The following is a 25938-nucleotide window of genomic DNA, read 5'->3' as shown; positions in this document are numbered from 1 at the left end:
GATGCGTGATTTGTCTGGGCACACCCCCATGATGCAGCAGTACTTGGGGCTCAAAGCTGACCACCCCGAGACGCTGTTGTTCTACCGCATGGGCGACTTTTATGAGTTGTTCTTTGCGGATGCAGAGAAGGTCACGCGCCTGCTCGACATCACGCTCACCCAACGCGGCCAGTCCAACGGCGAGCCTGTGGTGATGGCCGGTGTGCCATTTCATTCACTCGAAACCTATCTCTCACGCCTCATCAAGCTAGGCGAATCCGTGGCGATTTGCGAGCAAGTGGGCGATGTGGGCGCGAGCAAAGGCCCCGTCGAGCGAAAAGTGGTGCGCGTGGTCACGCCAGGCACGCTGACTGACAGCGCCTTGCTCAGCGACAAAACCGAAGCCTATGTGCTGGCCATTCACCAGAGCGACCGCGCCGGTTGCGGCTTGGCCTGGCTCAGCGTCACGCAAGGCTTGGTGCACTTGGCCGAGTGTGAGACAGCAGAGCTGCCCAACTGGATTGCCCGCGTGGCCCCCAGCGAAATCATTTACAGCGCCGAGGTCAGCCCCGCGTTTGAGCAACAGCTGAAAAACTTTTGCAGCAACCTTGGCCTGCCCGCTCAAGTGCGCCCCGCATTTCAGTTTGATGCCGCTTTGGGTGGCCGCAAGCTGCTGGAGCATTTGCAAGCGGCGTCACTCAATGCGTGGAACGCACAAGACGTGGTGCAAGCCCACGCCGCCGCCGCTGCACTGCTGGCCTACGCCGAACACACCCAAGGCCGCGCCCTCACGCACGTGCATGGCCTGTACGTGGCGCGCAACGATGCGCTGATTGACCTGCCGCTCACCACCCGTCGCAACTTAGAGCTGACCCAAACACTGCGCGGCGAAGACTCACCCACTTTGTTCTCGTTGCTCGACACCTGCATGACGGGCATGGGCAGCCGCCAGCTCAAAAACTGGCTGCTCTCGCCAGAGCGCGACCGCACGCAAGCCATACACCGCTTGGCCGCTATTGAAGCCCTGCAAGACAACCGCACCCAAAGCTACAAAGTGCTGCGCGACGCCCTCAAAGGCTCGGGCGATGTGCAGCGCATCAGCGCCCGCGTGTCGCTGCGCCAAGTGCGTCCGCGTGAATTGGTGTCCTTAGGTCAAGCGCTGCAAAAGGCGTTGCGCATTCAGCCGCTGATTCCCAGCAGCCCCTTATTGGCGCAAATCGCACAAGACATGGGCGTACCGCCTGAATGCGGTGCATTACTGGAGCGCGCATTGCTGCCCGAACCCGCCGTCTTGGTGCGCGATGGTGGCGTCATCGGCCACGGCTACGACGCTGACCTGGATGAGCTGCGCGCCATCCAAAACAACTGCGACGGCTTCTTGCTCGAACTCGAAGCCCGCGAACGCGAACGCACCGGCATTGCCAACCTGCGTGTGCAGTTCAACAAGGTGCACGGCTTTTACATTGAGGTCACGCAAGGCCAGATCGACAAAGTGCCGGCCGACTACACGCGCCGCCAAACCTTGAAAAACGCCGAGCGCTTCATCACGCCCGAGCTCAAAGCCTTTGAAGACAAAGCCCTCAGCGCCCAAGAACGTGCCTTGGCCCGCGAGAAGTTTTTGTTCGAGCAACTGCTCGACACCTTGCAGCAGTTCGTGCCCGCACTCACCCGCTTGGCGCAAGCCGTGGCCACGCTCGACGCACTGTGCGCCTTGGCCGAACGCTCGCTCACGCTGGGCTGGTGCGCACCTGAGTTTGTGAAAACACCGTGCATTGAAATTGAGCAAGGCCGCCACCCCGTGGTGGAAGCCCGCTTGGCTGAAACGCATGGCGTGGTGGCTGGCGGCGCAGCCAAAACCTTCATTGCCAACGACACGCGGCTGGGCCATCTGCACCGCATGCAAGTCATCACCGGCCCCAACATGGGCGGTAAGTCGACCTACATGCGCCAAGTGGCCATCATCGTGCTGCTCGCCAGCATTGGCAGCCATGTGCCCGCAACGGCTTGCCGCTTAGGCCCGATTGACGCCATCCACACCCGCATTGGCGCAGCCGACGACTTGGCCAACGCGCAATCGACCTTTATGCTCGAGATGACCGAGGCCGCGCAAATCTTGCACGCCGCCACACCGCACAGCTTGGTGCTGATGGACGAGATTGGCCGCGGCACGTCCACCTTTGACGGCTTGGCCTTGGCCAGCGGCATTGCCACCCACTTGCATGACAAGACCCAAGCCTTCACGCTGTTTGCCACGCATTACTTTGAACTCACCGAATTCCCTGCCAACCACCGCGCCGCGGTGAACGTGCACGTGAGCGCGGCCGAGAGTGGCGCGAGCATTGTGTTCTTGCACGAAATTCAGCCTGGCCCCGCCAGCCGCAGCTACGGTATTCAAGTGGCCCGCTTAGCTGGCATGCCTTCTGCTGTACTCAGTCACGCACGCCATGCGCTGGCCTCGCTTGAAGCGGGGGCTGACGCATCGAAGGTACAAGTCGACCTCTTTGCCCCACCGCCGTTGCAAGACGATGTGGGCCCCAGCCCCCTACAAGCCAAGCTGGCAGAGATCGACCCCGACAAACTCAGTCCACGCGATGCGTTGGACGCCCTGTATCAACTGAAGAAACTTTTATGACCTACTGCGTCGGCATCAAACTCAAAGCGGGCCTCGTGTTCTTGTCTGACTCGCGCACCAACGCGGGCCTCGACCAAATCAGCACCTTCCGCAAAATGATCGTGTACGAGAAGCCGGGCGACCGCTTCATGGTGTTGTTGTCGGCAGGCAATTTGTCCATCTCGCAATCGGTGCGTGAGATCTTGCAAGTCGAGCAACTCAAAGACACACCCGAAAGCGAACCCATCACCATCTGGAACGCCAAGAGCATGTTTGATGCGGTGCGCGTCTTGGGCGCTGCCATTCGCCGTGTGCACGACCGTGATGCCGCGGCCCTCAAAGCCTCGGGCGTGGACTTCAATGTGTCGCTCATCTTTGGTGGGCAAATCGCAGGCGAAGGCATGCGTTTGTTTCAGGTGTACTCGCCCGGCAACTTCATCGAAGCCACAGCCGAAACGCCTTACTTTCAAATTGGCGAATCCAAATACGGCAAGCCCGTGCTCGACCGCGTGTTGCACCCCGACACCCCGCTGGACGAAGCCGCCAAATGCGCGCTGGTCTCGATGGACTCCACCCTCAAATCCAACTTGTCAGTCGGCTTGCCTTTAGACATGGTGGTGTACGAAGCCGACAAGTTTGAAAGCGACAAGGTGGTTTGCATTGACGAAAACAATCCGTATTTCCAAATGATGCACAACACGTGGGGCGTCAAACTGCGCGAAGTGTTTGACGGCATTGAAGATCCCGTGTGGGACGGTGCAGCCACCGCCACGCCACTACTGCAACCTGCACAGCGCGTGCAAGCCTTGAAGAAAATACAAACCCCAGACGAAAAGCTGATCTGAACGGCATGACACAACCGCTCATCGTTTTCTCGCACGGCAACAGCTTCTCCGCCAGCACTTACCGCGTCATGCTCGACGCTATTCGTGCACGCGGCTTTCGTGTAGAGGCCATCGATAAATTTGGCCACGACCCACGCTACCCCGTCACAGACAACTGGCCGCACTTGGTGCAGCAGCTGACCGACTTTGCCTCGCCATTGGCTGCGCAAAGTGGCCCCGTGTTTTTGGTGGGCCACTCGTTGGGCGGCATCCTCAGCATGATGGTCGCTGCCAAGCATCCCGAGCTGGTACGTGGCGTGGTGTTGCTCGATTCGCCCATGCTGGGCGGCTGGAAAGCCAAGCTGCTCAAAACGGTCAAGCGTGTGCCTGGCGCTGAGGTGTTTTCACCGGCGGCCATCAGCCGCAAACGCCGCACCACTTGGGCCAGCGAAGCTGAGGTGATGGACCACTTTCAAAGCAAAAAACTGTTTGCCAAATGGCATCCACAAGTGCTGCAAGACTATGTGAAATACGGCACGCACGACGAACAAACCGCCCAAGGCACACGCCGCGTGCTGAGCTTTGACCGCGACGTGGAAAGCGCCATTTACAACGGCCTGCCCGACCATTTGGAAACCTATTTCAAACGCCACCCGCTCAAATGCAAAGCTGCCTTGGTTGGCGGCTTGCAATCGCGTGAGTTGAAACAAGTGGGCTTAGATTTCAGCCGTCGTGTCACGCACGGCCGCGTGATGAAGATAGATGGCACGCATCTGTTTCCGATGGAGCATCCATTGGTGGCAGCGGCGGCTGTAGAAACCGCGCTGCTGAATTTGATTGGCTGATTAAGCCGCCCAAGTCACCGTGCCGGTCCACGCAGTGGCCAGCACCACAATGCCAAACACAATGCGATACCAAGCAAATGGAATGAAGCTGTGGCTGGCGATGTAGCGCAGCAACCAACGCACACAAATCCACGCGCTGATGAATGAGAACACCAAGCCCACGGCAAACACAGGCGCATCGGCCATGCTCAGCAGATCGCGTTCTTTGTAAAGGCTGTACGCACCCGCGCCAATGAGCGTCGGGATGGCCAGATAAAACGAAAAATCTGTCGCTGCTTTGCGCGACAAGCCCAGCAACATGCCACCAATGATGGTTGCGCCGCTGCGACTTGTGCCGGGAATCATGGCCAAGCACTGCACCAGGCCCACTTTCAAAGCGTCGGTAGCCGACATGGCTTCCACCGTTTCAATGCGCGCTGGCTCAACTGCTGGCTCTTCTTCGCCCTCAGGCTTGGCACGGCCCCAGCCTTCGGCCCACAAAATGATGAAGCCACCCATGATGAAGGTGCTAGCCACCACGGTGGGCGTGAACAAATGCGCTTTGATGAACTTACCAAACAACAAGCCCAACACCACGGCGGGCACAAAGGCGATGAACACGTTCAATGCAAAGCGGCGGGCCTCGACCTGCGTAGGCAAAGCCACCACGGTGCTGAAAATCTTTTGCCAATACACAATGATCACGGCAAAGATCGCGCCGGTCTGAATGGCGATGTCAAACACCTTGGCTTTGTCATCGTCCATGCCCAGCAACGCGCCAGCCAAGATCAGGTGGCCTGTCGATGAAATAGGCAAAAACTCGGTCAAACCTTCGACCACACCCATGGCTGCAGCTTTGAGCAATAAAACGATATCCATACAACTCCTTAAACTTGCTCAATTATCGAGGGTATGCCCGCCTAAAATCACCCTATGACGAAACCCGCCAACCCCGCGACAGAACAAGACCACAAGCCCAGCAACTTTTTGCGCCAAATCATCGAAAACGATTTGGCCCAAGGTACTTACGCCAGCCGCCGCTGGGCGGGCAGCCCAGGGGACGCAGCGCATCACGCCAAGGGCGAGCCAGACCCTGCCAAGATTCGCACGCGTTTTCCGCCAGAGCCCAATGGCTACTTGCATGTGGGCCACGCCAAAAGCATTTGCATCAACTTCGGTTTGGCGCGTGACTACGGTGGCGTGTGCCACCTGCGCTTTGACGACACCAACCCCGAAAAAGAAGACACCGAATACGTCAACTCCATCATCGACGCGGTGCAATGGTTGGGCTTTAGCTGGAGCCAGCCCGGCAACGATGCGGCTTACCAAGCCAGCGACTACTTCGACTTCATGTACCGCGCTGCCGAGGCCTTGATTGAAGCGGGCCACGCCTATGTGGACGAACAAACACCAGAAGAAATGCGCGTCAACCGTGGCGACTTTTCTAAGCCCGGCGTCAACAGCACTTTCCGCTCACGCACACCCGCTGAAAACCTCGCACGCTTTCGCGAAATGCGCGATGGCAAGCTGGCCGACGGTGCAGCCGTGCTGCGTGCCAAGATTGACATGGCCTCGCCCAACATCAACCTGCGCGACCCAGCCATCTACCGCATTCGCCGCGCCACACACCACAACACGGGCGACACCTGGTGCATCTACCCGATGTACACCTTTGCCCACCCCATCGAAGACGCGCTGGAGCAAATCACCCACAGCATTTGTACGCTGGAGTTTGAAGACCAACGCCCGTTCTACGACTGGTTGATGGACCGCCTGTGCGAGTGCGGCCTGCTGGCTGCACCTGCACCCAAGCAATACGAGTTCTCGCGCCTCAACCTCACCTACGTCATCACCAGCAAACGCAAACTCGCGCAACTGGTGAACGAAGGCAAGGTCAACGGCTGGGACGATCCGCGCATGCCCACCATCGTCGGCCTGCGCCGCCGTGGCTACACACCCGAGAGCCTGCAGCTGTTTGCCGAACGCATTGGCGTGACCAAGAGCGACAGCTGGATTGACTACAGCACGCTCGAAGGCTGCTTGCGCGAAAGCCTAGAAAACACTGCACACCGCGCCATGGCCGTGCTGGACCCCGTCAAACTCGTGCTCACCAACTGGGACGACGTGATGGGTGCGGGCCACTTAGAGCCGTGCACACAACCTGCACTGCCCCACGCAGAAGAAGGCGCTGAAGTACCCACACGCCATTTCAAAATTGGCAAAGAAGTGTGGATTGAGCGTGACGACTTCGCCGAAGTGCCGCCCAAAGGCTACAAACGCCTCTACCCCGGCAACAAAGTGCGCCTCAAAGGCGGCTACGTCATCGAGTGCACGGGCTGCACAAAAGATGCGGCTGGCAACATCACAGAAGTGCAAGCTACTGTCATCCCCGACACCAAGAGCGGTACACCCGGCAGCGCCACCGTCAAGGCCAGCGCCGCCATCACCTGGGTGGGCGTGAACGATGGCCTGCAAGCCGAAGTACGCATGTATGACCGCTTGTTCACCGACGCACAACCCGACGCAGGCGGCAAAGACTTCCTTGCAGCCCTCAACCCCGACAGCCTGAAAGTGGTGACCGCGTATGTAGAGCCGTCATTGGCACACGTACCCGCCGGTGCGCACTTTCAGTTTGAACGCCACGGCTATTTTGTGACTGACCGCGTGGACCATGCGGGGGGTAAGTTGGTGTTTAACAAGATCACGGGCTTGAAGGACACCTGGGCGAAGTAAACCTCCAAGAGTTGTCCCATGCCTATGTGCATGAACCTGTGGGCAACATCTTGGATATCTCTTCAAGCCTAGATCCCATAAGGCTTGGCAAGCATTGCCTTGAAAACAGGCAATCAAACACCACCTACTGATACCAAACAACCCAATATCTCCAAGCTAGCAAACCACTGCTGGCTTGGCTATGCTTCCCCGACGTAAAGGAACTTATTCAATGTCTACTCTTCTCGATAAATTGCAATGGCGCTACGCCGCTAAAAAAATGGATGCCACCAAAGTGGTGCCTCAAGACAAAGTGGAGCGCATCATCGAAGCGGCTCGCTTAGCACCTACATCGAGCGGCTTGCAGCCGTTTGAAATTGTGTTGGTCACCAACCCCGAAGTGCGCGCCAAGATTCAAGCCAGCGCACACGGCCAAGCGCAGATCACCGAAGGCTCACACCTCTTGGTGTTTGCTGCGTGGGACAACTACACGGCTGATCGCATCAACATGATGTTTGACCTGACCAACGCCCAACGCGGCGGCACCAACGAAGGCTGGGAAAACTACCGCCAAATGTTGTTGGCCAACTACCCTGCGCGTGACGCACATGTGAACTTTGAACACGCCGCTCGCCAGGCCTACATTGGCTTGGGTGCATCGTTGATCGCTGCAGCGTTTGAAGAAGTGGACGCTACGCCAATGGAAGGTTTCGACCCGAAAGCCGTGGACGAAATTTTGAACTTGCACGCACGCGGTTTGCGCAGCGTGGCCATCATGCCTTTGGGCTACCGCTTGGCTGAGCAAGACTGGCTCGCACCACTCAAAAAAGTGCGCCGCCCACGCGAGCAGTTCGTAACCGAAGTGAAGTAATTACTTCTTCTCGACGGGATTGGCCGTCAACAAGTTAGCCGAGTAAGCGCGCATAAATTCGCGGGCTTTCTCAGGCTTCGTATTGAGCCACGCGTCATACGCGCCCTCGCCCAAGATGACGGGCATGCGCTTTTCGTTGCCGTTTTGTTGGTAGCGGTGCAGCAAGGCGTGGCTGTTGGCATTGACTGTCAGCAGCGTGAAGCTGATGATTTCTGTGCCGTCCTTGGCCCACCGCTCCCAAATACCCGCCACGCCCATGGGCTTGCCGTCCACACGGGTGATGCGCGTGGGCACAGCTTTGCCGGTGCGCCAGTCATCTTCAAAAAACGCCATCATGGGCACGATGCAGCGCTGGCCTGCGAGCCATGCATCGCGAAAGTTGTTGGACGTGGTGACGGTTTCGGAGCGGGCATTGACCATCTTGGTGGAGCGAAGCTTGGCGTCCGATGCCGACTTGACCCACTGGGGCACAAAACCAAACTGACCCACAGCCAATTCGCGCACCGGCGCTGCAAGCGCCGTTTCATCAAGCGATGCATCGGGTACAGCGCCTTCAACCGCAGGCGCATTGCGCACAAACACGCCCAGTTTGCGCGGCCACAGGTCGCGCTCAAAGGCAATTTCGGGGGCTGCCACATCAAAGGCATCGGGGTACATCGCGGCGTTTTGCACGCTTTCAAAATGGGCAGTCATGCGGCCATGGTAGCCGCGTGCACCAAAGCACTGCAGCGCGCCTGATACGCTCTAGCCTTCGTTCGCTTTTCATCTTCCATGCTGATTCGTTTTAACAAGCCCTACGGCGTGCTCAGCCAGTTCACCCCCGAGGGGAAATGGCGCGGCCTGAAAGATTTCATCACCCTGCCCGGCGTGTATGTGGCCGGCCGCTTAGACGCCGACAGCGAAGGCCTGCTGCTGCTCACCGACGACGGCCAGCTGCAAGCCAGCATTGCCGACCCGCGCTTCAAGATGGAGAAAACCTACCTCGCGCAAGTCGAAGGCATGGCCGACGAAGCCGCGCTGCAAGCCCTGTGCAACGGCGTGATGCTCAACGACGGCATGACCCTACCCGCTCGCGCCCGCGCAGCAGAAGCCCCCACCTACCTGTGGGAGCGCGACCCGCCCATCCGTGTGCGGCAAACCAAACCTACGTCTTGGATAGAGCTGACCATCCGCGAAGGCCGCAACCGCCAAGTGCGCCGCATGACCGCCGCTGTGGGTTTGCCCACCCTGCGCCTGATACGCACAAACATCGGCCCCTACAGCTTGATGGACCTGCCGCTGGCAACTTGGCAAGAAACACGATAAAACCCAAATAGGGTACGATATACCCCATTATGGGTATTTCAAACATTTCCAATCTGGCAGATGCGCTGTTCCCGAAAGTGCGCCAACGCGTGCTGGCAGTGCTGTTTGGACAGCCCGACCGAAGCTTTTATGCGAACGAGGTGATTGCACTCGCGCAGTCAGGCACAGGCGCGGTGCAGCGCGAGCTGGCAGATATGGCACAAGTCGGCTTGATCACCGTCACCAAGGTGGGTAACCAAAAACACTTCCAGGCCAACACGCAGTCACCGGTGTACAACGAGCTGCGCGGCTTGGTGCTTAAAACCGTGGGGCTGGCCGATGTGCTGCGCAGCGCCCTAGCCCCTTTGGGCAATCGCATAGACACCGCATTTGTGTATGGCTCAATGGCCAACCAACAAGACACCGCTCAAAGCGATGTGGATGTGATGTTGATCAGCCCCAACCTCAGCTACGCCGATGTATTTGGCGCACTGGAAAGCGCCAGCCAGCAGCTCAAGCGCAACATCAACCCAACGCTATACACACCCGACGAATTTGCCCAACGCCTAGACCAAGATCAGGCCTTCATCACCCGCGTGATGCAGCAGCCCAAGATTTGGTTAATCGGCAAGTTGGAGCAAATGAATGGACAACACCGCACTTGAGAACCTCAGTGGTCCCGGCAAAGCACTCAAAGTAGAAGCACCCGACGAGGCAGAGCTTGCGGGCCTGATACGCACCGGCACAGCCCGCTTGCACGATGCACACAACGAAGACCTGGCGCTAGAAAGCCAATTCGACTTGGCCTACAACGCAGCGCACGCGCTTTGCTTAGCCGCACTCAGGCGCAAGGGCTATCGGCCCAGCAACCGCTTTATCGTGTTTCAGGTGTTGCCCCACACACTGGGCCTTGGCCCAGAGGTTTGGCGTGTGCTTGATAAATGTCACAACACGCGCAACCTCGGCGAGTACGAAGGCATGCTGGATGTGAATGCGCGCTTGGTGGCCGACCTGATCACCGCCACACAGCGCGTGCTTGACGCGCTGAACGCGCAGCCTTGCTGATGTGACTTACCATTCCACTATCTCAATCCGAGACAACTACAACGAAGGTGATATGGCCAAAGGCGAACAACACAGCAACAAAATGACAAAGAAGCCTAAAAAGGACACGTCACCTCCTAAGACCTCCACCTCGGATCGTCCCAACCCTCCCACTACTTACGTCGCGCCACGCGGCAAGATTAAGAACAAGTAATGTCTGCCACCCTTGCTCTCGCCACCCTTCGCATTGCACTGACCGATTTGCGCAACAACGCGCTGACCGACCGTGCGTTCATACAAACCGCCCGCTCGCAAGAGGCATTGTTCAAAGCCCTGCCGCCCAAGTTTGAAGAGGTGTGGTTAGAGCTGGTAGACCGACTGGAATCGAGCGCTTTGTTCAGCGAAGAAAGCTGCTCATTCAGCCAAACCGATTTGCTAGACAACCTCGCGCTGGTGCTGGACAAAGCCGAAGCGAAATTAACTGCCTCGAACTGACAGCCTGACCATGACTGCCCCAGAGAATTTTGAAATCTTCACCGTCAAGGTGGAGCCCGCTGGCCTGCAATACGACGTCGAGGGTGACCTCACCCTGCTAGAAGCCGCTGAAATGTCGCGCATCGAGCTGCCCAGCTCTTGCCGCAATGGCACATGCCGCACCTGCGTGTGCCGCCTTGTGAGCGGCGAAGTGACCTACACCATCGAGTGGCCAGGCCTGAGTGCCGAAGAAAAAGCCGAGGGCTATGTGCTGCCCTGCGTGGCTAGACCCACCTCTAATGTGGTGCTAGAGCAAACACAGGCTCGCGCTACATAAAGCCCATTTAAGCCACTCACACATGAACCCGATTTACGAAGACGAACACCTGCTGGTGCTCGAAAAACCCAGCGGCCTGCTGTCTGTGCCGGGCCGTGGCCCTGAAAAGCAAGACTGCCTATCCAAGCGCGTGCAAGACATTTACACCGACGCGCTGGTGGTGCACCGCCTCGACCAAGACACCTCGGGCCTCATCGTGATGGCGCGTGGCATTGAGGCGCAGCGCCGCATCAGCCGCTTGTTTGAAACACGTCAGGTGAGCAAGCGCTACATGGCGGTGGTAGCAGGCAACCCGCTGCTCACCCAAACGCATGTGCCTACCAATGAAGAAGGCTGGCGAGCGATTGAGGGCAACATCATGCTCGACTGGGAGCGTCGCCCCATTCACATCATTCACCCTGACGGCAAACCCAGCCTGAGCCTATGGCGCATGGTGCAAACGGGCGACACAGCCAGCTTGATTGAACTAGAGCCCTTCACTGGTCGCACACACCAATTGCGCGTTCACATGCAAAGCCTTGGGCACCCCATGCTGGGCGATTCGCTGTATGCGCCGCCAGAAATCAAAGCGCTCACACCGCGCCTGATGCTGCACGCGCAAGACATTGGATTTCCACACCCGTTTACAGAAGAACCGCTGTTTTTCAGCGCACCCGTGGCTTGGTCTGCGGCAAACCCCTACGTTTTAGGGCCTCAAACGTAAGACATCTGTAGCCCAAACGGCGCAAACTCATTTGGTTCTAACTTTTATAACTGGAGACAGAAATGCGTGAAGTAGTTGTGGTCAGCGGTGTTCGTACAGCAATTGGTACTTACGGCGGCAGCCTGAAAGACATTCCCCCCACCGAGCTGGCCGCCCAAGTGGTGCGCGAGTCATTGGCACGCGCTAACGTCGAAGGCAAAGATGTGGGCCATGTGGTGTTTGGCCATGTGGTCAACACAGAACCCAAAGACATGTACCTGTCTCGCGTGGCAGCCATCAACGGCGGTTGCGCCGAAGGCACGCCAGCTTTCAACGTGAACCGTTTGTGCGGTTCAGGCCTGCAAGCCATCGTGTCTGCCAGCCAAGCCATCATGCTGGGTGACTGCGACATCGCCATTGGCGGCGGCGCCGAAAACATGAGCCGCGGCCCTTACGCCTCTCTCAGCGCACGCTGGGGCGCACGCATGGGCGACACCAAGATGGTCGACATGGTGGTGGGCGCTTTGCACGACCCCTTCCAAAACATCCACATGGGCGTGACTGCTGAAAACGTGGCCGCCAAATACGGCATCACCCGCGAGATGCAAGACGCAGCTGCGGTAGAGAGCCACAACCGCGCCCAACGCGCCACTGAAGCTGGCGTGTTCAAAGACCAAATCCTGCCTGTGATGCTAAAGAGCAAAAAAGGCGACGTGGCGTACGCCACCGACGAGCACTTCCGCCCCAACTGCAAGCTCGAAGACATGACCAAGCTGAAGCCAGTTTTCATCAAAGAAAACGGCACAGTCACTGCAGGTAATGCATCGGGCATCAACGACGCCGCTGCCGCAGTGGTGTTGATGGAAGCTAAAACTGCCCAAGCACGTGGCGCTAAGCCATTAGCACGTTTGGTGTCCTATGCCCACACCGGCCTCGACCCAAAAATCATGGGCATGGGCCCTGTGTCGGCGTCTCGCCTTGCTTTGCAAAAAGCAGGTCTGACCACCAACGACATGGATGTGATTGAAGCCAACGAAGCCTTTGCAGCACAAGCTTGCGCCGTGAGCAAAGAGCTCGGCCTCGACCCCGCCAAAGTAAACCCCAACGGTTCTGGCATTTCTTTGGGTCACCCCATCGGTGCAACCGGCGCTTTGATTACAGTCAAGGCCCTGTACGAACTGCAACGCATCAACGGCAAGTACGCTTTGGTCACCATGTGTATTGGTGGCGGCCAAGGTATCGCTGCTATTTTTGAGCGTCTTTAAACCCACATGAACCGCCCTACCGACGACAGCTTTATCCAACGCGAAGCCAACCAGTTCGCCCTGTTAAATCAACGTCGGTTTGGGCCGTTCTTCTGGACGCAATTTTGCGGTGCGGCGAACGACAACCTGTTCAAGTTCGCCTTCACCGTGATGGTGACCTACCAGCTCAGCGTGAGCTGGTTGCCCGTCTCTTTAGCGGGCTTGGTGATTGGGGCGCTGTTCATCCTTCCCTATTTGTTGTTCTCGGCCACCAGTGGGCAACTGGCTGAAAAGTATTCAGACACGACCATCATGCGGTGGGTGAAGAACTGTGAAATCGCCATCATGCTGCTCGCAGCTGTGGGTTTTATGACCCAGCAAGCCGCCGTGCTGTTGGCCTGCACTTTCTTGATGGGCCTGCACTCCACCGTGTTTGGGCCTGCTAAATATTCGTACCTGCCACGCGTGCTAGACGAGCATGAACTCACAGGTGGCAACGGCATGACGGAGATGGGCACGTTTGTAGCCATCTTGCTGGGCAATGTGGCGGGTGGTTTGTTGGTGGCTATTCCTGACATTGGCCACGCCTCAGTGGCCGTGGCTTGCGTGGCCGTAGCGGTGTTTGGCCGCTGGATGAGTGGGCGCATGCCTGCGCTCACAGCAACGCACCCAAATGAGGCCATCAACTGGAACCCCATCACCGAAACCATGCGCAACCTGCGCTTGGCACGCGCCAACGCCAAGGTGTTTCAAACGCTGCTGGGCATCAGCTGGATGTGGTTTTTTGGCGCTGTGTTTTTAAGTCAGTTTCCTAGCTTTGCCAAAGAGGTGTTGCACGGCGATGCACAAGTGGCTTCGCTGTTATTGGTATTGTTCTCGGTTGGCATTGGCGCGGGTTCGCTCTTGTGCGAATACCTCAGCCGCGGTCGCGTGGAGATGGGGCTGAGCCCTTTGGGCGCAATCGGCATGACACTGTTTGCCGTGGACTTGTATGTGGCCGCTAGCAATTTGCCTGTGTCTGAACTGATGGGCGTCAGCGCCTTTGTGGCACAAAGCGCGCACTGGCGCATCATGGCTGACTTGCTGCTGCTGAGCCTGTTCACCGGCATTTACAGCGTGCCCATGTATGCGCTCATTCAAATCGAGAGCAAAGCTCATGAAGTGGCCCGCATCATTGCAGCCAACAACATCATCAATGCCATCTTCATGATTGCCAGCTCGCTCATTGCAGGGGCCATGCTAAGCGCTGGCATGAGCATTCCCGACATCTTCTTGTGGACCGGCGTGGCCAACGCGGCGGTGACGCTGGCCATCTTCATGGCCGAGCCCAGTTATTTGTACCGATTTGCAGCTTGGCTGCGCGGGGTTTGACGCAGCGCAAGGATGTGGCAGCTTCTTACAATTAATATTGTTGCAATTCAAGCATCTTGCGATGATCGTGCGACACCAACTTAGCGCATGGCCTATTTGCCAACGCTCAAGCAAGCGCTAAACGTAACCTCTCTCAAAAGCTCTTATGACCGACACACTCACCGCCACACTGCCCACCCGCGAAGTCACTCTCGCTTGGTCTGACGCCTTGTCACTCGAGCTGGACTTCATGGACGACACGCACCGTGAGTTTGTCGACTTGCTGGCCGCCACCGAACTGGCCGATGACGACACCTTGACCGAGCGTTTTGCTGCTCTGATCGAGCACACCGAAGAGCACTTTGGGGGTGAAGATAAGTGGATGAAAGACACCAAGTTTTCATCCAGCAACTGCCACACCATGCAGCACAACGTCATCCTCGAAGTGATGCGCGAAGGCTTGCGCCGTGGCCGAGAAAAAGGCGACATGGCGGTGATGCGCCAAATGGCACATGAGCTGGGCATTTGGTTTCCGCAACACGCGCAAACTATGGATGCCGCTTTGGCCCTGCACCTGCGCCGTGTGGGCTACGACGCTGAGACTGGCATCGTCTCAGCGCCTGAGGCATTGCCTGAAGATGAAATTCACGGCAGCGGCAGCTGCGGTGACAGCGGCTGCGCTTAACTGCTCTTTGTTGCTGCTGTTGTCTTCGTTGGCGTTAGACGGCTCACGCATCTTGGGCGCCTTGTTACGCTCATGTCCCCCGAGAGGCGCTAAGCGCCCCTCTCCTCCTTGACTTCGCTTCACAAGACACCCAAGCTGCATGAGCCTTTGGGCTGGTGGACGACTGTCAGTAAGCAAAAACGTTGGCTGCAAACAGGGAAGTTTGACGCTTGCAAAGCCAAAGGCGAGCAAGCATCTTCGTGAGCGAAGAGAGGGGTTTGGGTATCTGTTGTAGCGAAGTCAAGGAGGAGATTCAGGCTCCGCCTGAATCGGGGGACATGAGCGTAAACAGGTGCCCAAACCCCTCGCCCCCTAACTAAGAAAAAACATCAGGCGTAACGCGTACGCGCCAACGCAGCCCCAGCCGCCAGCGCTTGCAGCTTCTTCATCGCCACCTCGCGGCTCATATGCGCCAAGCCGCAGTTGGTGCACGCAATCAAACGGTTTTTAGGTACGTATTTCAACGCCATGCCAATGGTGTCGGCAATTTGCTCTGGCGTTTCAATCACATCGCTGGCCACGTCGATCACGCCCACCATCACGTCTTTGCCTTCTAGCAACGCCATCATCTCTGGCGGTACGTGTGAGTGATAACACTCCAAGCTCACCTGTTGGATGCTGCTCTTGGCCAAGGCGGGCAATACTTTTTCGTATTGACGCCATTCGTCGCCCAGTGTCTTCTTCCAGTTGTTATTGGCTTCGATGCCGTAGCCGTAGCAAATGTGAACAGCCGTGGTACAGGTCAAACCTTGCGCGGCGCGCTCTAGCGCTTTAACGCCCCAATCGGCAGCTTCCTCTAGATAGACGTTGAACGCAGGTTCGTCAAACTGAATGATGTCCACGCCATCGGCTTGCAAAGCCAAGGCTTCTTGGTTGAGCAGCTCAGCAAAAGCAAACGCCATGTCGATGCGGCCTTGCACAGCGTCTTTGCCCTTGCCATAAAAACGATCGGCCACGGTGTCGACGATGGTCATGGGGCCGGGCAAGGTGAACTTGAGTTTCTTCTTGGTGTGGGCACGGGCTAGCTGCGCTTCAAACGCATGCACGCGACCTTTCAACTTCAAAGGCGCAATGACTTGCGGCACTTGCGCGTCGTAGCGGTTGTTGCGAATGCCCATCGTCACTTTGTTTTCAAAGTCGATGCCTTCGACTTGCTCTAAAAAGCCGTGCACAAAGTGTTGGCGCGATTGTTCGCCGTCACCAATCACGTCGAGGCCCGCGTCTTCTTGCGCTTTGATCCACAACAGTGTGGCATCGGCTTTGGCTTGCAAGAGCGCATCGCCTTCGGCCTGCCACTTGGGCCAGAGTTTGTTGGTCTCGGCCAACCATTCGGGTTTGGGCAAGCTACCTGCGATTGCGGTTGAAAACATGGTTTGGTCTCCGTTTTGGTTTTAGGTTGATGTCGTCAATGAAAACTCTTTGGCCAGCAGCTCATACGAGCGGGCCTGTGCTGAAGGCTCGTGCGTCCAAGTGATGATGACCACTTCGTCAAGCTGCAAACGCTCGGCCAACCTTCGCAGTTTATCGGCCACTTGTGGGGCACTGCCTACCAAAGCGCCAGCACGCAGCTCGGCCATGGCCACTTGCTCTGAGGCGTTGTAGTCGCGCACAGCTTGATCGGGTGGCAACAAAGCGCCAATGCGACCTGTGTTGCGGTCCATCTTCCAGCGGGCGCGGCTTTGGAACAAACGCCACGCCTCGTCTTCGGTGTCCGCAGCCAAAGCCCACACGCACACGGTGGCGCGCGGTTTGGGGTTGCGTTCGTTGGGGCGGTAGTTGGCGCGGTAAAGGTTAAAAGCGTTGTCCACACCCTGCCCTTCGGTGATGAAGTAGGCAAAGGCATACGGCAGGCCCAAATGAGCGGCTAGCTGTGCGCCGTAATCTGAGCTGCCCAACATCCACACATCGGGCGATGTGGGGCCGCTGGGGTAGGCATACACGCCGTGGCCGGGGTGGCCTGCGGGAATTGGCTCGCCCGTGACCCAAGCCTGCAACTCCATCACTTGCTGAGGGAAGTTGTCAGAGGCGTGGCGGTCGGGGTTGAGCAGCTGGGCCGTGCGGCCATCGCTGCCAGGAGCACGGCCCACGCCAAGGTCGATGCGACCTGGGGCCAAAGCATCGAGCACACGAAATTGTTCAGCAACTTTGAGGGGCGCGTAGTGCGGCAGCATGACGCCTGCACTGCCCAGCCGAATGCGCGTGGTGCGCGCGGCAATGGCCGCCATCAATACCTCAGGCGCCGTACCCACGATGCTGGGGTGGCTGTGGTGTTCGCTCACCCAAAAGCGGTGATAGCCCCATGCCTCGCACTGAGTGGCAAGGTCTAAGGTTTGACGGATGGCTGCGTCTTGGCCTCGGCCAGTAGCAGCGACAGATTGATCGAGGACAGATAGTTTGAGCACGGGGCAGAGCTTAACTGGCCCTGCATCGTTTAGCTGTCACTCAGGCACAAGTCCTGTGGTTTAAGCAGGTTGAGCGCGTGAGCGACGGTTGATTTGACGCACAGACATCAGCGCATCAAAGAAGCCGTGTAACCAGTCCATGTCGATGGGCTTTTGCAACATTTGCACGCCATCTGGCAAGCCACCCTTGGCACGCACGTCCTCAGGGCTCATGCCGGTCATCACGACCACCGCCAAATTGCTGAACAAATTGTGGGTGCTGAGGGTTTTCAAAAACTCAAAACCGTCGACATTGGGCATTTTCAAATCGGTCAACAGCACTTGCGGCTGCAAGCTGGGCATGTCCAGCAAAGCTTCCATGGCGGATGCGTACATGACCGCATCCAAAGGCAAACCCCACTGATCAAAGTTGGTTTGCAACATCAAGCGGGTACTTTCATCGTCTTCGACCACCAACACGCGCAAGCGGTCTTCGCCTTGCATCATGGAGGCGGGAGCCAAGTTGTGGCGGCGTTGGTAGTCTTGAATGGACTGCAATGAAATGCGGCGGTGACCGCCTTGGGTCTTCCAAGCTTTGAGGTCACCTTTTTCGACCAAGCCTTGGACAGTTCCTACAGAAATACCCAACATTTTGGCTGCATAACTGGTACCACAGTAACCGTCGTACGGTTCTTTTGAAGGGGGCATATTCATTACAAGTTCCTATTCTCTTAACTAATCTGAGGAAAGCTACATACATCAATGCAACCATTTGTATGCATTGTATCGTCGATTAAAACCATCAAAGTATTAAAAATGATGAAGCAAAGCTTTACAAGCTACAAACTCATACCCTCAGAAAGTGCAAAAGCCCAGATGCCTAAGACATCTGGGCTTGCAGTAGCTCAGAAAAAATTACTTCAATGCTTTAAAGCGCACTCGCTTAGGCTTGGCACCTTCTTCACCCAAACGCTTCTTCTTGTCCGCTTCGTACTCTTGGTAGTTGCCGTCAAAGAACACCCATTGGCTATCGCCTTCAGCGGCCAAGATGTGGGTGGCAATACGGTCGAGGAACCAACGGTCATGGCTGATCACCATCACAGAGCCCGCAAACTCCAACAGCGCGTCTTCCAACGCACGCAAGGTTTCCACGTCCAAGTCGTTGGATGGCTCATCGAGCAGCAACACGTTGCCGCCTTCGATCAAGGTCTTGGCCAAGTGCAAGCGACCACGCTCACCACCAGACAACATGCCGACTTTCTTTTGCTGATCGCCGCCGTTGAAGTTGAAGCGGCCGCAATACGCACGGCTTGGCATTTGGAACTTGCCGACGTTCATGATGTCCAAACCACCTGAGATGTCTTCCCACACGGTTTTGTTGTCGTTCAGGTCGTCGCGCGACTGGTCCACAAACGCCATCTTGACGGTTTGGCCAATCTTCACTTCACCGCTGTCTGGCTGCTCTTTGCCAGCAATCAGCTTGAACAAGGTCGACTTACCTGCACCGTTGGGGCCAATGATGCCCACGATCGCACCTGCAGGCACTTGGAAGCTCAGGTTGTCGATCAACAAACGGTCACCAAAGGACTTGCTGACGTTCTTGAACTCAAACACTTCATGGCCCAAGCGCTCTGCCACTGGAATGAAGATTTCCTGTGTTTCGTTGCGCTTTTGGTATTCGTGATCGGACAACTCTTCAAAGCGGGCCAAACGGGCCTTGCTCTTGGCTTGACGACCTTTGGGGTTTTGACGCGCCCATTCCAATTCCTTCTTCATGGCCTTGCTGCGTGCGTCTTCGGTTCGCTGCTCAGTGGCCAAACGGGCTTCTTTTTGCTCCAACCATGTGGAGTAGTTGCCTTTGTAGGGAATGCCGTGGCCACGGTCGAGTTCCAAAATCCATTCAGCGGCGTTATCGAGGAAGTAACGATCGTGGGTAATGGCCACCACAGTGCCTGAGAAGCGGGCCAAGAACTGCTCCAGCCAATCCACCGATTCGGCGTCCAAGTGGTTGGTAGGTTCGTCAAGCAACAGCATGTCAGGCTTAGACAACAACAAACGGCACAAGGCCACGCGGCGTTTCTCACCACCAGACAGTTTGCCAATGATGGCGTCCCATGCGGGCAGACGCAGCGCATCGGCAGCGATTTCCAGCAAGTGGTCTGAGCCGTCACCCGCGCCAGAGGCGGAAATGATGGCTTCGAGTTGGGCTTGTTCAGCGGCCAAGGCATCGAAATCAGCATCTTCTTCGGCGTAGGCGGCATACACCTCTTCAAGGCGAGCTTGCGCTTCTTTGACCTCGCCCATGCCGCTTTCGACCGATTGGCGCACAGTGTGCTCAGGGTCGAGCTGTGGCTCTTGGGGCAAATATCCAATCTTCAGGCCCGTCATGGGAATGGCTTCACCCTCGATCTCTTTGTCGATGCCCGCCATGATTTTGAGCAGGGTGGACTTGCCTGAACCGTTGGTGCCCAGCACGCCAATCTTGGCTCCGGGAAAGAAAGACAGAGAAATGTCTTTCAAGATCTGACGCTTGGGCGGCACGATTTTGCCGACGCGGTTCATACTAAAAACGTACTGAGCCATTTGTTTTTCTTTCGGGTAGCAGAAGCAATAAAACGTCGATTATCCCTGCTATCTGGATCCGTGCGACAATCATGTCCGTTGCCGCCGCCAGTTGCCGCAACATCAGCACTTCTGCTGGAGCTGGTTCCAAACACTTCTGTTTGTGATTTTTGAGCTCACCTGTAAATATTGCCGACCTTTGACTGGGTGGCCTTCGGGCCAAGCGGGTTGGTGTCACGCGCTGACATAAAGCGCTCCATCATGAAATTTGAAGATTTAAATTTGGCTCCGGCCATCCAAAAAGCTGTGGCCGAACAGGGCTACGAAACCCCAACCCCTATCCAAGCCCAAGCCATTCCAGCGGTTCTCGCCGGACACGACTTGTTGGCAGGTGCCCAAACCGGCACGGGTAAAACAGCGGCATTCACCTTGCCCATGTTGCACAAGCTCACCATGAGCCGCAGCAAAGAAAACAAGTTTGGCGTGTACGGCGTGCGCGCCTTGGTGCTGACCCCCACCCGCGAACTCGCGGCCCAAGTGGAAGAGTCGGTGCGCAACTACGGCAAATACTTGCAACTCACCTCCACCGTCATCTTTGGCGGCGTGGGCATGAACCCTCAAGTCGCCCGCATCAAAAAAGGCGTGGACATTTTGGTGGCCACACCCGGCCGCTTGCTCGACTTGCAACAGCAAGGCTTGCTCGATTTGTCCACCGTGGAAATCTTGGTCCTCGACGAAGCCGACCGCATGTTGGACATGGGCTTCATCCACGACGTCAAGAAAATCTTGGCCTTGGTGCCCAAAGACAAACAAAGCTTGTTGTTCTCAGCCACCTTCAGCGACGAAATTCGCGAACTGGCCAACAACCTGCTCAAAGACCCACAAAGTATTCAAGTCACGCCCAGCAACACCACGGTGCAACGCATCACGCAAGTGGTTCACCCTGTGGGCCGCGGCAAGAAAAAGGCTTTGCTCGCGCACATCATCAACGAACACAACTGGAGCCAAGTGCTGGTGTTCACACGCACCAAGTTTGGTGCCAACAACGTGGCCGAGTTCTTGACCAAGAACGGCATCAGCGCCATGGCGCTGCATGGCAACAAGAGCCAAACTGCACGTACCCAAGCCTTGTCGGGCTTCAAGACCGGCGAAATCCGCGCCTTGGTGGCCACCGACATTGCCGCACGCGGCATTGACATTGACGAGTTGCCACACGTGGTGAACTACGAAATCCCCAACATCAGCGAAGACTATGTGCACCGCATTGGCCGCACAGGCCGCGCTGGCTCAAGCGGTGAAGCCGTGAGCTTGGTGTCTTTGGACGAACAAGGTTTCATGCGCGACATCGAAATCTTCACCAAACAACAAGTGCCCGTGGTGCCTGTGGCCGACTTTGGTCCAGACGCTGACGAAAAAGCAGAACCCATTGCCATGGGCCGTCAAACCTTGTGGGGTGGCATTGGCAAGCCCCCAGGCCGCGACGTAATGGCTGCAGCAGCCAAGGCTGCACGCGGCGAAATGATGCAACGCATTCGCGACACCAAAGCCACTGGCGGCGGTCGCAATGGCGGTGGCGGTCGTGGTGGTCAAGGTGGTGCTTCTGAAGGTCGCGCACCTCGCCCTAATAGCCATGTGAGCCGTGACCGTGTGGGCGATCGTCCCGCACGCGATGGTGAACGCGCCCAGTTTGGTGACCGTCCTGCACGCAGCGGTGAACGCCCAGCACGTGATGGCAATCGACCACAAGGCCAAGGTCAGCGTGCACCCCGCCAGTTTGATAACCGTGGCCCACGCAACGATGCACCACGTCCACCACGCGACTTTGACGCACCTCGCGCTCCACGCCGTGACGACGACGACTTCCAGCCCCGCGCCAACGCGCACTTGGGCACCCAAAGCGGCGTGAACGCCTTTGGCCACAAAACACAAGGTGGCGGTCAGCGCCAGCCTGACCCCACACGCACCAGCGTGGACCTTATGACCGAACGCAAACGCGGTGGTGGTGGCGGTGGTTATGGCCGTCGTCCTAGCGGCGGCGGTGGTGGTGGCAATCGCTCAGGTGGCGGTGGCCGTTCAGGCGGTGGTTTCGGTGGTGGTGGTGGTGGCGGCGGTTACAGCCGCTAAGCTTCTCACGGCCCTTGGAGGCAAACGAGAAAAGCCAGCTTAAAGCTGGCTTTTTATTGGGCATTTAGGTGCAAAACCTCAAGCACAACACTCCGGCACCGGGGTCAGCAGAGGTTTCTTTTGATAAAAAGCGGCCAAATTGGCCATCGTCAGCGCAGCCATGGCGCGACGCGTTTCCTCGGTGGCGCTGGCAATGTGCGGCGTGAGCACCACATTGTTCAAACGACGTAACTCTGGGTCAATCACAGGCTCGTCCCAGAATACATCCAAGGCCGCGCCTGCGATCTGTTTTTCTTTCAAGGCCAGCACCAACACCGGTTGATCCACCACCGAGCCACGCGCGATGTTGATAAGGTATCCCTTGGGGCCCAGTGCTTGGAGCACAGAAGCACCAATCAAATTCTTAGTGCCGTCACCGCCGGGCACCGCCACCACCAAATAGTCCACCTCGGCCGCCAAGGCCGTGGCAGTTTTGTAGAAGGCGTAAGGCACATCGGCCTTGGCTTCACGACCGGTGTACGCAATACGCATGTCAAATGCGGCCGCACGCTTGGCAATGGCACGGCCAATGCGGCCCATCCCCACCACACCTAAGCGTGCACCCGAGACTTTGCGGGTCATGGGAAACGTGTCGTTCACCCAATCACCGTTGCGCACAAAGCGATCGGCTTGTGGAATACGACGGCCAATCGACAACACCAAGCCCAACGCCAAATCGGCCACATCGTCGGTCAGCACGCCTGGCGTGTGCGTGACCATGATGCCTTTTTCTTTGGCAGCAACCACGTCTACACCGTCGTACCCGACGCCACAAATGGCAATCAACTTCACGTTGGGCAGCATGCTCAGCAATTTCTTATCCACCACCGCCGCACCTGTGCCGACCAGTGCTGTCACTTTGACCAGCGCGCCTGGGTCTTTGATGTGGGTGTGGTCGTGCACGATGTAATCGGCTTCTTGCAGCGCGTTCATCATGAACGGGGGCAAGGGCGACACTTGCATGATCTCTTGTGTCATGGCGGAATCCTCCAGCAGTCTTTTGTACTGACCCTTACTCTACTCCGTGATTGGCTAACATCACAGACTATGACTGAAGGCACCCCTCTCCTCGACATCTCTGGCGCTGTGGCCACCCTCACCTTGCGCCGTCCCTCGCAGCGCAACAGTTTGACGGACGATGACCTCAATACCTTGCTGGCTCACTTTGAAACCATCAACCGCAATACGGCGATACATGCGGTGGTTTTACGCGCTGACACCAGCACACAAAAACAAGCCGTGTTCAGCGCAGGCTACAACGTGGGTGGGTTTGACAACGACCCCATGGCGCCTTTGTTCTTTGAAAAGATCCCAGAGGCTCTGGAGCGTTTACGTCCTGTGACGATTTGTGCCTTGAATGGCAGCGTGTATGGCGGCGCGACAGACTTGGTGCTTGCCTGCGACTTCACTGTGGCGCAGCGCGGCTACACATGGCGCATGCCTGCAGCCGCACTGGGCCTGCACTATTACCCCAGTGGCTTGCGCCGATACGTCAATCGCTTTGGGTTACAGGCCAGCAAACGTGCGTTTTTGCTCGGGCAATCCATGCCGTACGAAGTCTTGGAGTCGCTGGGCATTTTTGAAGCCTTGGTCGAGGCCGATGCGTTTGAAACCCACGTCCAAAGCTTGGTCGACGCCCTCAGCCAAATGGCCCCCTTGGCTTTGGCTCACACCAAAAAAAGCTTGAACGAAATCGCTGCTGGGCTGTACAACGAGCCTGCGCTCAAAGAACGTTCCCGCCAATCGGTGTACAGCCACGACTTTGCAGAAGGCCGTGCCGCATTTGCCGAACGGCGTACGCCTAAATTCACGGGCGCTTAAACGGGTACCGAGCATAAAAAATGGGAGCCTGTGGGCTCCCATTTTGTTGCAGCCTTTGAAAAGGCCAAGGCTGAAATTAAGCCTTCTTGGCGTAAGCCGAACACCAACCTTTGCCAGCCACTTGCTTACCTGCAAACAAGGGGCAGCCGCCTGCGGCGTCTGCTGCTTTGCCTTGGTACAAAGCGCAGTTGCTGCACTGTTGGCCAGCCGCGTATTTAGGTTGTTTGGCTTTGTCCACTTTGGTGGCATCAGCTTTGTAGCTCAAGCCAGCGGCTTGTGGGTCTTTCTCGTCCACCATCGCTGCTTGTGCAGCAGTTGTTGCAAAGGCGGCAACGCCAGCAACAGAAATGGTTTGCATCATGAATACGCGACGGTTGGTAGGTTTGTTCATCAATGTCCCCTTGGGAAAGTTTGAAATTGGGCCAGAAGATACTGGCAGCGCGTATCTTAACGAGTGTTCCTAACGTTCAATTGACAGACATCAATTGGCACCACCTTTTTGTATACCTCTGTCTTGAATACGTAGTTCAGCAAGCGCTAAGGCGTCGACCGTGTCTACATCCATCACACACCCCTCATCGTCAACGTCTAGGCGGAACACGGTGTGATGCGCGACCACCGCACGCGCCCCAAAGTCACCCGTGAGCTGCAACAAGGCCGCACAGCACGACAAACCAAATCCCACAGGGTGGCCCTGTTGTCCTTGGTAGCGCGGTACCACTACCTCATGGGCTTGCAAGGCCTTGGCAACGGCCAACAAGGTACCGGCTTGAATCAACGGCAAATCAGCAGGCAAGATGAGCCAGCCATGCGCATCAGGCGTTGCAGCCACACCGCAGGCGATGCTGTCGCCCATGCCCGGGTTTGTTAGATCCGCCGTATGTGTTCGCGCCACCACGTGCCAGGGCAAGCCACTGGCACGCACGGCTGCCAACACGTGTTCGCGCACAGGTTGACCACACAACAAAGATTGGAGTTTGTCTTGCGTGGCACCCGACGCCTTGAAGCGTTCGCCCTTGCCAGCCGCTAAGACGATGACCGTCGGCAGCGCTGTCACGCTTTGACGCAGGAAGATTCAGTCGCTACGGGCGCTGCCGCTGCCGCGTTTTTGACTTGCACGATTTGCGCAATGATGGACACCGCAATTTCGGCTGGCGTTTTGGCACCGATGTTCAAGCCGACAGGGCCGTGCAAACGCTCAAGTGCCTCGGCACTGATGCCAAAGTGCTCCATCAACCGCTGCTTGCGTGTGGCTTGGTTGCGGCGCGACCCTAAAGCGCCCACATAGAACGCATCTGAATTCAAGGCCTCCATCAAGGCCATGTCATCCAACTTTGAATCATGCGTTAAGGCCACGATGGCGGTGTGTGCATCAGGCTTCAGCTCTAGCACCACGTCATCAGGCATGCCCATGACACGGGTCACGCCTTCGAGTCCAAGCGTGGCTGCGTATTCTTCACGCGGATCACACACCAGCACCTCAAAATCCAGCAGCTTGGCCATGTGTGCCACGGCTTGGCTGAGCTGACCAGCGCCAATCAACAACAAGCGCCAGCGCGGGCCAAACAAACTCGTGAGTGTGATGCCGTCAAACTGCAGTGCATCGGTGCGAGCAGCTTCGCGCAAGGTCACCTCACCCGTTGACAGCTTGACGGTACGTGCTACCAATTGGTGTGACGAGGTGCGTTGCAACACCTCTTCAATCCAAGTCACATCTTTGACTGGCTCTTGCACCAAACGCAAGGTGCCGCCGCAGGGCAAGCCAAAGCGTGCGGCCTCTTCTTTGCTCACGCCATAGGCCACCATGGATGGGTGCTCGAGCGCGGCGTATTCGCCAGCTTTGATGCGGGCAATCAAGTCGTCTTCGACACAACCACCCGACACCGAACCACTGACCACGCCGTCGTCACGCACCGCGAGCAAAGCCCCAGGTGGGCGTGGCGCACTGCCCCACGTTTCCACCACCGTGACCAAGGTGACGCGCCGCCCAGCTTGTCGCCAAGCCAGCACATCCCCTAATACACGCAGGTCTAAGCTCTCCATGTCACGCC

At 57.2% G+C, this 25938-nt stretch carries 25 protein-coding genes and 1 pseudogene; 16 read left to right on the top strand and 10 right to left on the bottom strand.

Annotated features, from left to right (window positions below):
• The first annotated feature begins 1 nt into the window (after nucleotide 1).
• Genes mutS through C5F52_RS14760 form a run of 3 tightly spaced genes read left to right on the top strand, consistent with a single transcriptional unit; the run spans nucleotide 2 to nucleotide 4259 of the window.
• Nucleotides 2-2611, top strand: a complete 2610-nt coding sequence (gene mutS, locus C5F52_RS14770) for a DNA mismatch repair protein MutS (RefSeq protein ID WP_236657883.1) — start codon at nucleotides 2-4, stop codon at nucleotides 2609-2611.
• Nucleotides 2608-3435, top strand: a complete 828-nt coding sequence (locus tag C5F52_RS14765; protein WP_104799134.1) for a proteasome-type protease — start codon at nucleotides 2608-2610, stop codon at nucleotides 3433-3435. Before mutS ends, C5F52_RS14765 begins: the two co-directional genes overlap by 4 nt.
• Before the next feature lie 5 nt (nucleotides 3436-3440).
• Nucleotides 3441-4259 carry an alpha/beta hydrolase gene (locus tag C5F52_RS14760; protein WP_104799133.1) on the top strand — a complete coding sequence of 273 codons (819 nt, stop codon included), beginning with the start codon at nucleotides 3441-3443 and terminating at the stop codon, nucleotides 4257-4259.
• On the opposite strand, the gene C5F52_RS14755 is transcribed toward C5F52_RS14760, so the two are convergent.
• Nucleotides 4260-5117 (bottom strand): undecaprenyl-diphosphate phosphatase, encoded by an 858-nt coding sequence (locus C5F52_RS14755; protein WP_104799132.1) that lies wholly within the window; start codon nucleotides 5115-5117, stop codon nucleotides 4260-4262.
• A 54-nt stretch (nucleotides 5118-5171) separates the two neighbouring features.
• Here C5F52_RS14755 and C5F52_RS14750 point away from each other — a divergent pair, with 54 nt between their 5' ends.
• Nucleotides 5172-6971, top strand: a complete 1800-nt coding sequence (locus tag C5F52_RS14750; protein ID WP_104799131.1) for a glutamine--tRNA ligase/YqeY domain fusion protein — start codon at nucleotides 5172-5174, stop codon at nucleotides 6969-6971.
• A 211-nt stretch (nucleotides 6972-7182) separates the two neighbouring features.
• Nucleotides 7183-7821: an NAD(P)H-dependent oxidoreductase gene (locus tag C5F52_RS14745; protein ID WP_104799130.1), complete on the top strand. Its 639-nt coding sequence runs from the start codon at nucleotides 7183-7185 to the stop codon at nucleotides 7819-7821.
• Here C5F52_RS14745 and C5F52_RS14740 read toward each other — a convergent pair whose 3' ends face one another.
• Nucleotides 7822-8514, bottom strand: coding sequence for an SOS response-associated peptidase (locus C5F52_RS14740; protein ID WP_104799129.1), 693 nt, complete (start codon nucleotides 8512-8514; stop codon nucleotides 7822-7824).
• A 78-nt stretch (nucleotides 8515-8592) separates the two neighbouring features.
• Between C5F52_RS14740 and C5F52_RS14735 the strand changes: the two genes are divergently transcribed.
• From C5F52_RS14735 to C5F52_RS14690, 9 genes and pseudogenes are all read left to right on the top strand, one after another.
• Entirely contained in the window at nucleotides 8593-9126 is a 534-nt protein-coding gene (locus C5F52_RS14735) for a pseudouridine synthase (protein ID WP_104799128.1), read from the top strand.
• Between the two features lie 29 nt (nucleotides 9127-9155).
• Nucleotides 9156-9770: a nucleotidyltransferase domain-containing protein gene (locus C5F52_RS14730; RefSeq protein WP_104799127.1), complete on the top strand. Its 615-nt coding sequence runs from the start codon at nucleotides 9156-9158 to the stop codon at nucleotides 9768-9770.
• Nucleotides 9751-10170 carry a hypothetical protein gene (locus C5F52_RS14725; RefSeq protein WP_104799126.1) on the top strand — a complete coding sequence of 140 codons (420 nt, stop codon included), beginning with the start codon at nucleotides 9751-9753 and terminating at the stop codon, nucleotides 10168-10170. The genes C5F52_RS14730 and C5F52_RS14725 overlap by 20 nt, the downstream gene beginning before the upstream one ends.
• 192 nt (nucleotides 10171-10362) lie before the next feature.
• A complete protein-coding gene (locus C5F52_RS14715; RefSeq protein WP_104799124.1) occupies nucleotides 10363-10644 on the top strand; it encodes a hypothetical protein in 282 nt (93 codons plus the stop codon).
• A 10-nt stretch (nucleotides 10645-10654) separates the two neighbouring features.
• The gene (locus tag C5F52_RS14710; protein WP_104799123.1) at nucleotides 10655-10960 is read left to right on the top strand and encodes a 2Fe-2S iron-sulfur cluster-binding protein; all 306 of its coding nucleotides are present in this window, start codon (nucleotides 10655-10657) and stop codon (nucleotides 10958-10960) included.
• 22 nt (nucleotides 10961-10982) lie between these two features.
• Nucleotides 10983-11663 (top strand): RluA family pseudouridine synthase, encoded by a 681-nt coding sequence (locus tag C5F52_RS14705; protein ID WP_104799122.1) that lies wholly within the window; start codon nucleotides 10983-10985, stop codon nucleotides 11661-11663.
• Nucleotides 11664-11725: 62 nt separating this feature from the next.
• On the top strand, nucleotides 11726-12907 hold the full coding sequence (gene bktB, locus C5F52_RS14700) for a beta-ketothiolase BktB (protein WP_104799121.1): 1182 nt from the start codon (nucleotides 11726-11728) through the stop codon (nucleotides 12905-12907).
• 6 nt (nucleotides 12908-12913) lie between these two features.
• A pseudogene (locus tag C5F52_RS14695) lies at nucleotides 12914-14245 on the top strand (MFS transporter); the annotation flags it as partial.
• A gap of 157 nt (nucleotides 14246-14402) precedes the next feature.
• Nucleotides 14403-14921: a hemerythrin domain-containing protein gene (locus tag C5F52_RS14690; protein WP_104799119.1), complete on the top strand. Its 519-nt coding sequence runs from the start codon at nucleotides 14403-14405 to the stop codon at nucleotides 14919-14921.
• Nucleotides 14922-15289: 368 nt separating this feature from the next.
• Here C5F52_RS14690 and C5F52_RS14685 read toward each other — a convergent pair whose 3' ends face one another.
• The 4 genes from C5F52_RS14685 to ettA all read right to left on the bottom strand — a co-directional run bounded on the left by C5F52_RS14685 (nucleotide 15290) and on the right by ettA (nucleotide 19924).
• Nucleotides 15290-16330, bottom strand: coding sequence for a methionine synthase (locus tag C5F52_RS14685; RefSeq protein ID WP_104799118.1), 1041 nt, complete (start codon nucleotides 16328-16330; stop codon nucleotides 15290-15292).
• A 21-nt stretch (nucleotides 16331-16351) separates the two neighbouring features.
• Nucleotides 16352-17362 carry an LLM class flavin-dependent oxidoreductase gene (locus C5F52_RS14680; protein WP_104799117.1) on the bottom strand — a complete coding sequence of 337 codons (1011 nt, stop codon included), beginning with the start codon at nucleotides 17360-17362 and terminating at the stop codon, nucleotides 16352-16354.
• Between the two features lie 60 nt (nucleotides 17363-17422).
• Nucleotides 17423-18055 carry a response regulator gene (locus C5F52_RS14675; protein WP_104799116.1) on the bottom strand — a complete coding sequence of 211 codons (633 nt, stop codon included), beginning with the start codon at nucleotides 18053-18055 and terminating at the stop codon, nucleotides 17423-17425.
• Between the two features lie 201 nt (nucleotides 18056-18256).
• Nucleotides 18257-19924, bottom strand: coding sequence for an energy-dependent translational throttle protein EttA (ettA, locus tag C5F52_RS14670; RefSeq protein WP_104799115.1), 1668 nt, complete (start codon nucleotides 19922-19924; stop codon nucleotides 18257-18259).
• Nucleotides 19925-20164: 240 nt separating this feature from the next.
• On the opposite strand from ettA, the gene C5F52_RS14665 reads away from it, so the two are divergent.
• On the top strand, nucleotides 20165-22027 hold the full coding sequence (locus C5F52_RS14665) for a DEAD/DEAH box helicase (RefSeq protein WP_104799335.1): 1863 nt from the start codon (nucleotides 20165-20167) through the stop codon (nucleotides 22025-22027).
• 78 nt (nucleotides 22028-22105) lie between these two features.
• Here the strand turns inward: C5F52_RS14665 and C5F52_RS14660 are convergent, their stop codons facing one another.
• Nucleotides 22106-23044 carry a 2-hydroxyacid dehydrogenase gene (locus tag C5F52_RS14660; RefSeq protein WP_104799114.1) on the bottom strand — a complete coding sequence of 313 codons (939 nt, stop codon included), beginning with the start codon at nucleotides 23042-23044 and terminating at the stop codon, nucleotides 22106-22108.
• A gap of 69 nt (nucleotides 23045-23113) precedes the next feature.
• On the opposite strand from C5F52_RS14660, the gene C5F52_RS14655 reads away from it, so the two are divergent.
• Entirely contained in the window at nucleotides 23114-23887 is a 774-nt protein-coding gene (locus C5F52_RS14655; protein ID WP_104799113.1) for an enoyl-CoA hydratase/isomerase family protein, read from the top strand.
• Nucleotides 23888-23963: 76 nt separating this feature from the next.
• On the opposite strand, the gene C5F52_RS14650 is transcribed toward C5F52_RS14655, so the two are convergent.
• The 3 genes from C5F52_RS14650 to C5F52_RS14640 form a co-directional block, all read right to left on the bottom strand.
• Nucleotides 23964-24248, bottom strand: a complete 285-nt coding sequence (locus C5F52_RS14650; RefSeq protein WP_369952223.1) for a high-potential iron-sulfur protein — start codon at nucleotides 24246-24248, stop codon at nucleotides 23964-23966.
• 120 nt (nucleotides 24249-24368) lie between these two features.
• Nucleotides 24369-24944 carry an NTP transferase domain-containing protein gene (locus C5F52_RS14645; RefSeq protein ID WP_104799111.1) on the bottom strand — a complete coding sequence of 192 codons (576 nt, stop codon included), beginning with the start codon at nucleotides 24942-24944 and terminating at the stop codon, nucleotides 24369-24371.
• Entirely contained in the window at nucleotides 24941-25930 is a 990-nt protein-coding gene (locus tag C5F52_RS14640) for an XdhC family protein (protein ID WP_104799110.1), read from the bottom strand. Before C5F52_RS14640 ends, C5F52_RS14645 begins: the two co-directional genes overlap by 4 nt.
• Nucleotides 25931-25938 lie beyond the last annotated feature (8 nt).

This window comes from Limnohabitans sp. TS-CS-82, from assembly GCF_002943475.1.
The sequence above is the reverse complement of the archived record's forward strand: the minus strand, read 5'-3'. Positions and strand labels throughout refer to the sequence as shown.

Coding starts and splice junctions, on each gene's coding strand:
- mutS (WP_236657883.1), top strand. CDS start 2: ATGCGTGATTTGTCTGGGCACACCCCCATGATGCAGCAGTACTTGGGG.
- C5F52_RS14765 (WP_104799134.1), top strand. CDS start 2,608: ATGACCTACTGCGTCGGCATCAAACTCAAAGCGGGCCTCGTGTTCTTG.
- C5F52_RS14760 (WP_104799133.1), top strand. CDS start 3,441: ATGACACAACCGCTCATCGTTTTCTCGCACGGCAACAGCTTCTCCGCC.
- C5F52_RS14755 (WP_104799132.1), bottom strand. CDS start 5,117: ATGGATATCGTTTTATTGCTCAAAGCTGCAGCCATGGGTGTGGTCGAA.
- C5F52_RS14750 (WP_104799131.1), top strand. CDS start 5,172: ATGACGAAACCCGCCAACCCCGCGACAGAACAAGACCACAAGCCCAGC.
- C5F52_RS14745 (WP_104799130.1), top strand. CDS start 7,183: ATGTCTACTCTTCTCGATAAATTGCAATGGCGCTACGCCGCTAAAAAA.
- C5F52_RS14740 (WP_104799129.1), bottom strand. CDS start 8,514: ATGACTGCCCATTTTGAAAGCGTGCAAAACGCCGCGATGTACCCCGAT.
- C5F52_RS14735 (WP_104799128.1), top strand. CDS start 8,593: ATGCTGATTCGTTTTAACAAGCCCTACGGCGTGCTCAGCCAGTTCACC.
- C5F52_RS14730 (WP_104799127.1), top strand. CDS start 9,156: ATGGGTATTTCAAACATTTCCAATCTGGCAGATGCGCTGTTCCCGAAA.
- C5F52_RS14725 (WP_104799126.1), top strand. CDS start 9,751: ATGGACAACACCGCACTTGAGAACCTCAGTGGTCCCGGCAAAGCACTC.
- C5F52_RS14715 (WP_104799124.1), top strand. CDS start 10,363: ATGTCTGCCACCCTTGCTCTCGCCACCCTTCGCATTGCACTGACCGAT.
- C5F52_RS14710 (WP_104799123.1), top strand. CDS start 10,655: ATGACTGCCCCAGAGAATTTTGAAATCTTCACCGTCAAGGTGGAGCCC.
- C5F52_RS14705 (WP_104799122.1), top strand. CDS start 10,983: ATGAACCCGATTTACGAAGACGAACACCTGCTGGTGCTCGAAAAACCC.
- bktB (WP_104799121.1), top strand. CDS start 11,726: ATGCGTGAAGTAGTTGTGGTCAGCGGTGTTCGTACAGCAATTGGTACT.
- C5F52_RS14690 (WP_104799119.1), top strand. CDS start 14,403: ATGACCGACACACTCACCGCCACACTGCCCACCCGCGAAGTCACTCTC.
- C5F52_RS14685 (WP_104799118.1), bottom strand. CDS start 16,330: ATGTTTTCAACCGCAATCGCAGGTAGCTTGCCCAAACCCGAATGGTTG.
- C5F52_RS14675 (WP_104799116.1), bottom strand. CDS start 18,055: ATGAATATGCCCCCTTCAAAAGAACCGTACGACGGTTACTGTGGTACC.
- ettA (WP_104799115.1), bottom strand. CDS start 19,924: ATGGCTCAGTACGTTTTTAGTATGAACCGCGTCGGCAAAATCGTGCCG.
- C5F52_RS14665 (WP_104799335.1), top strand. CDS start 20,165: ATGAAATTTGAAGATTTAAATTTGGCTCCGGCCATCCAAAAAGCTGTG.
- C5F52_RS14660 (WP_104799114.1), bottom strand. CDS start 23,044: ATGACACAAGAGATCATGCAAGTGTCGCCCTTGCCCCCGTTCATGATG.
- C5F52_RS14655 (WP_104799113.1), top strand. CDS start 23,114: ATGACTGAAGGCACCCCTCTCCTCGACATCTCTGGCGCTGTGGCCACC.
- C5F52_RS14650 (WP_369952223.1), bottom strand. CDS start 24,248: ATGATGCAAACCATTTCTGTTGCTGGCGTTGCCGCCTTTGCAACAACT.
- C5F52_RS14640 (WP_104799110.1), bottom strand. CDS start 25,930: ATGGAGAGCTTAGACCTGCGTGTATTAGGGGATGTGCTGGCTTGGCGA.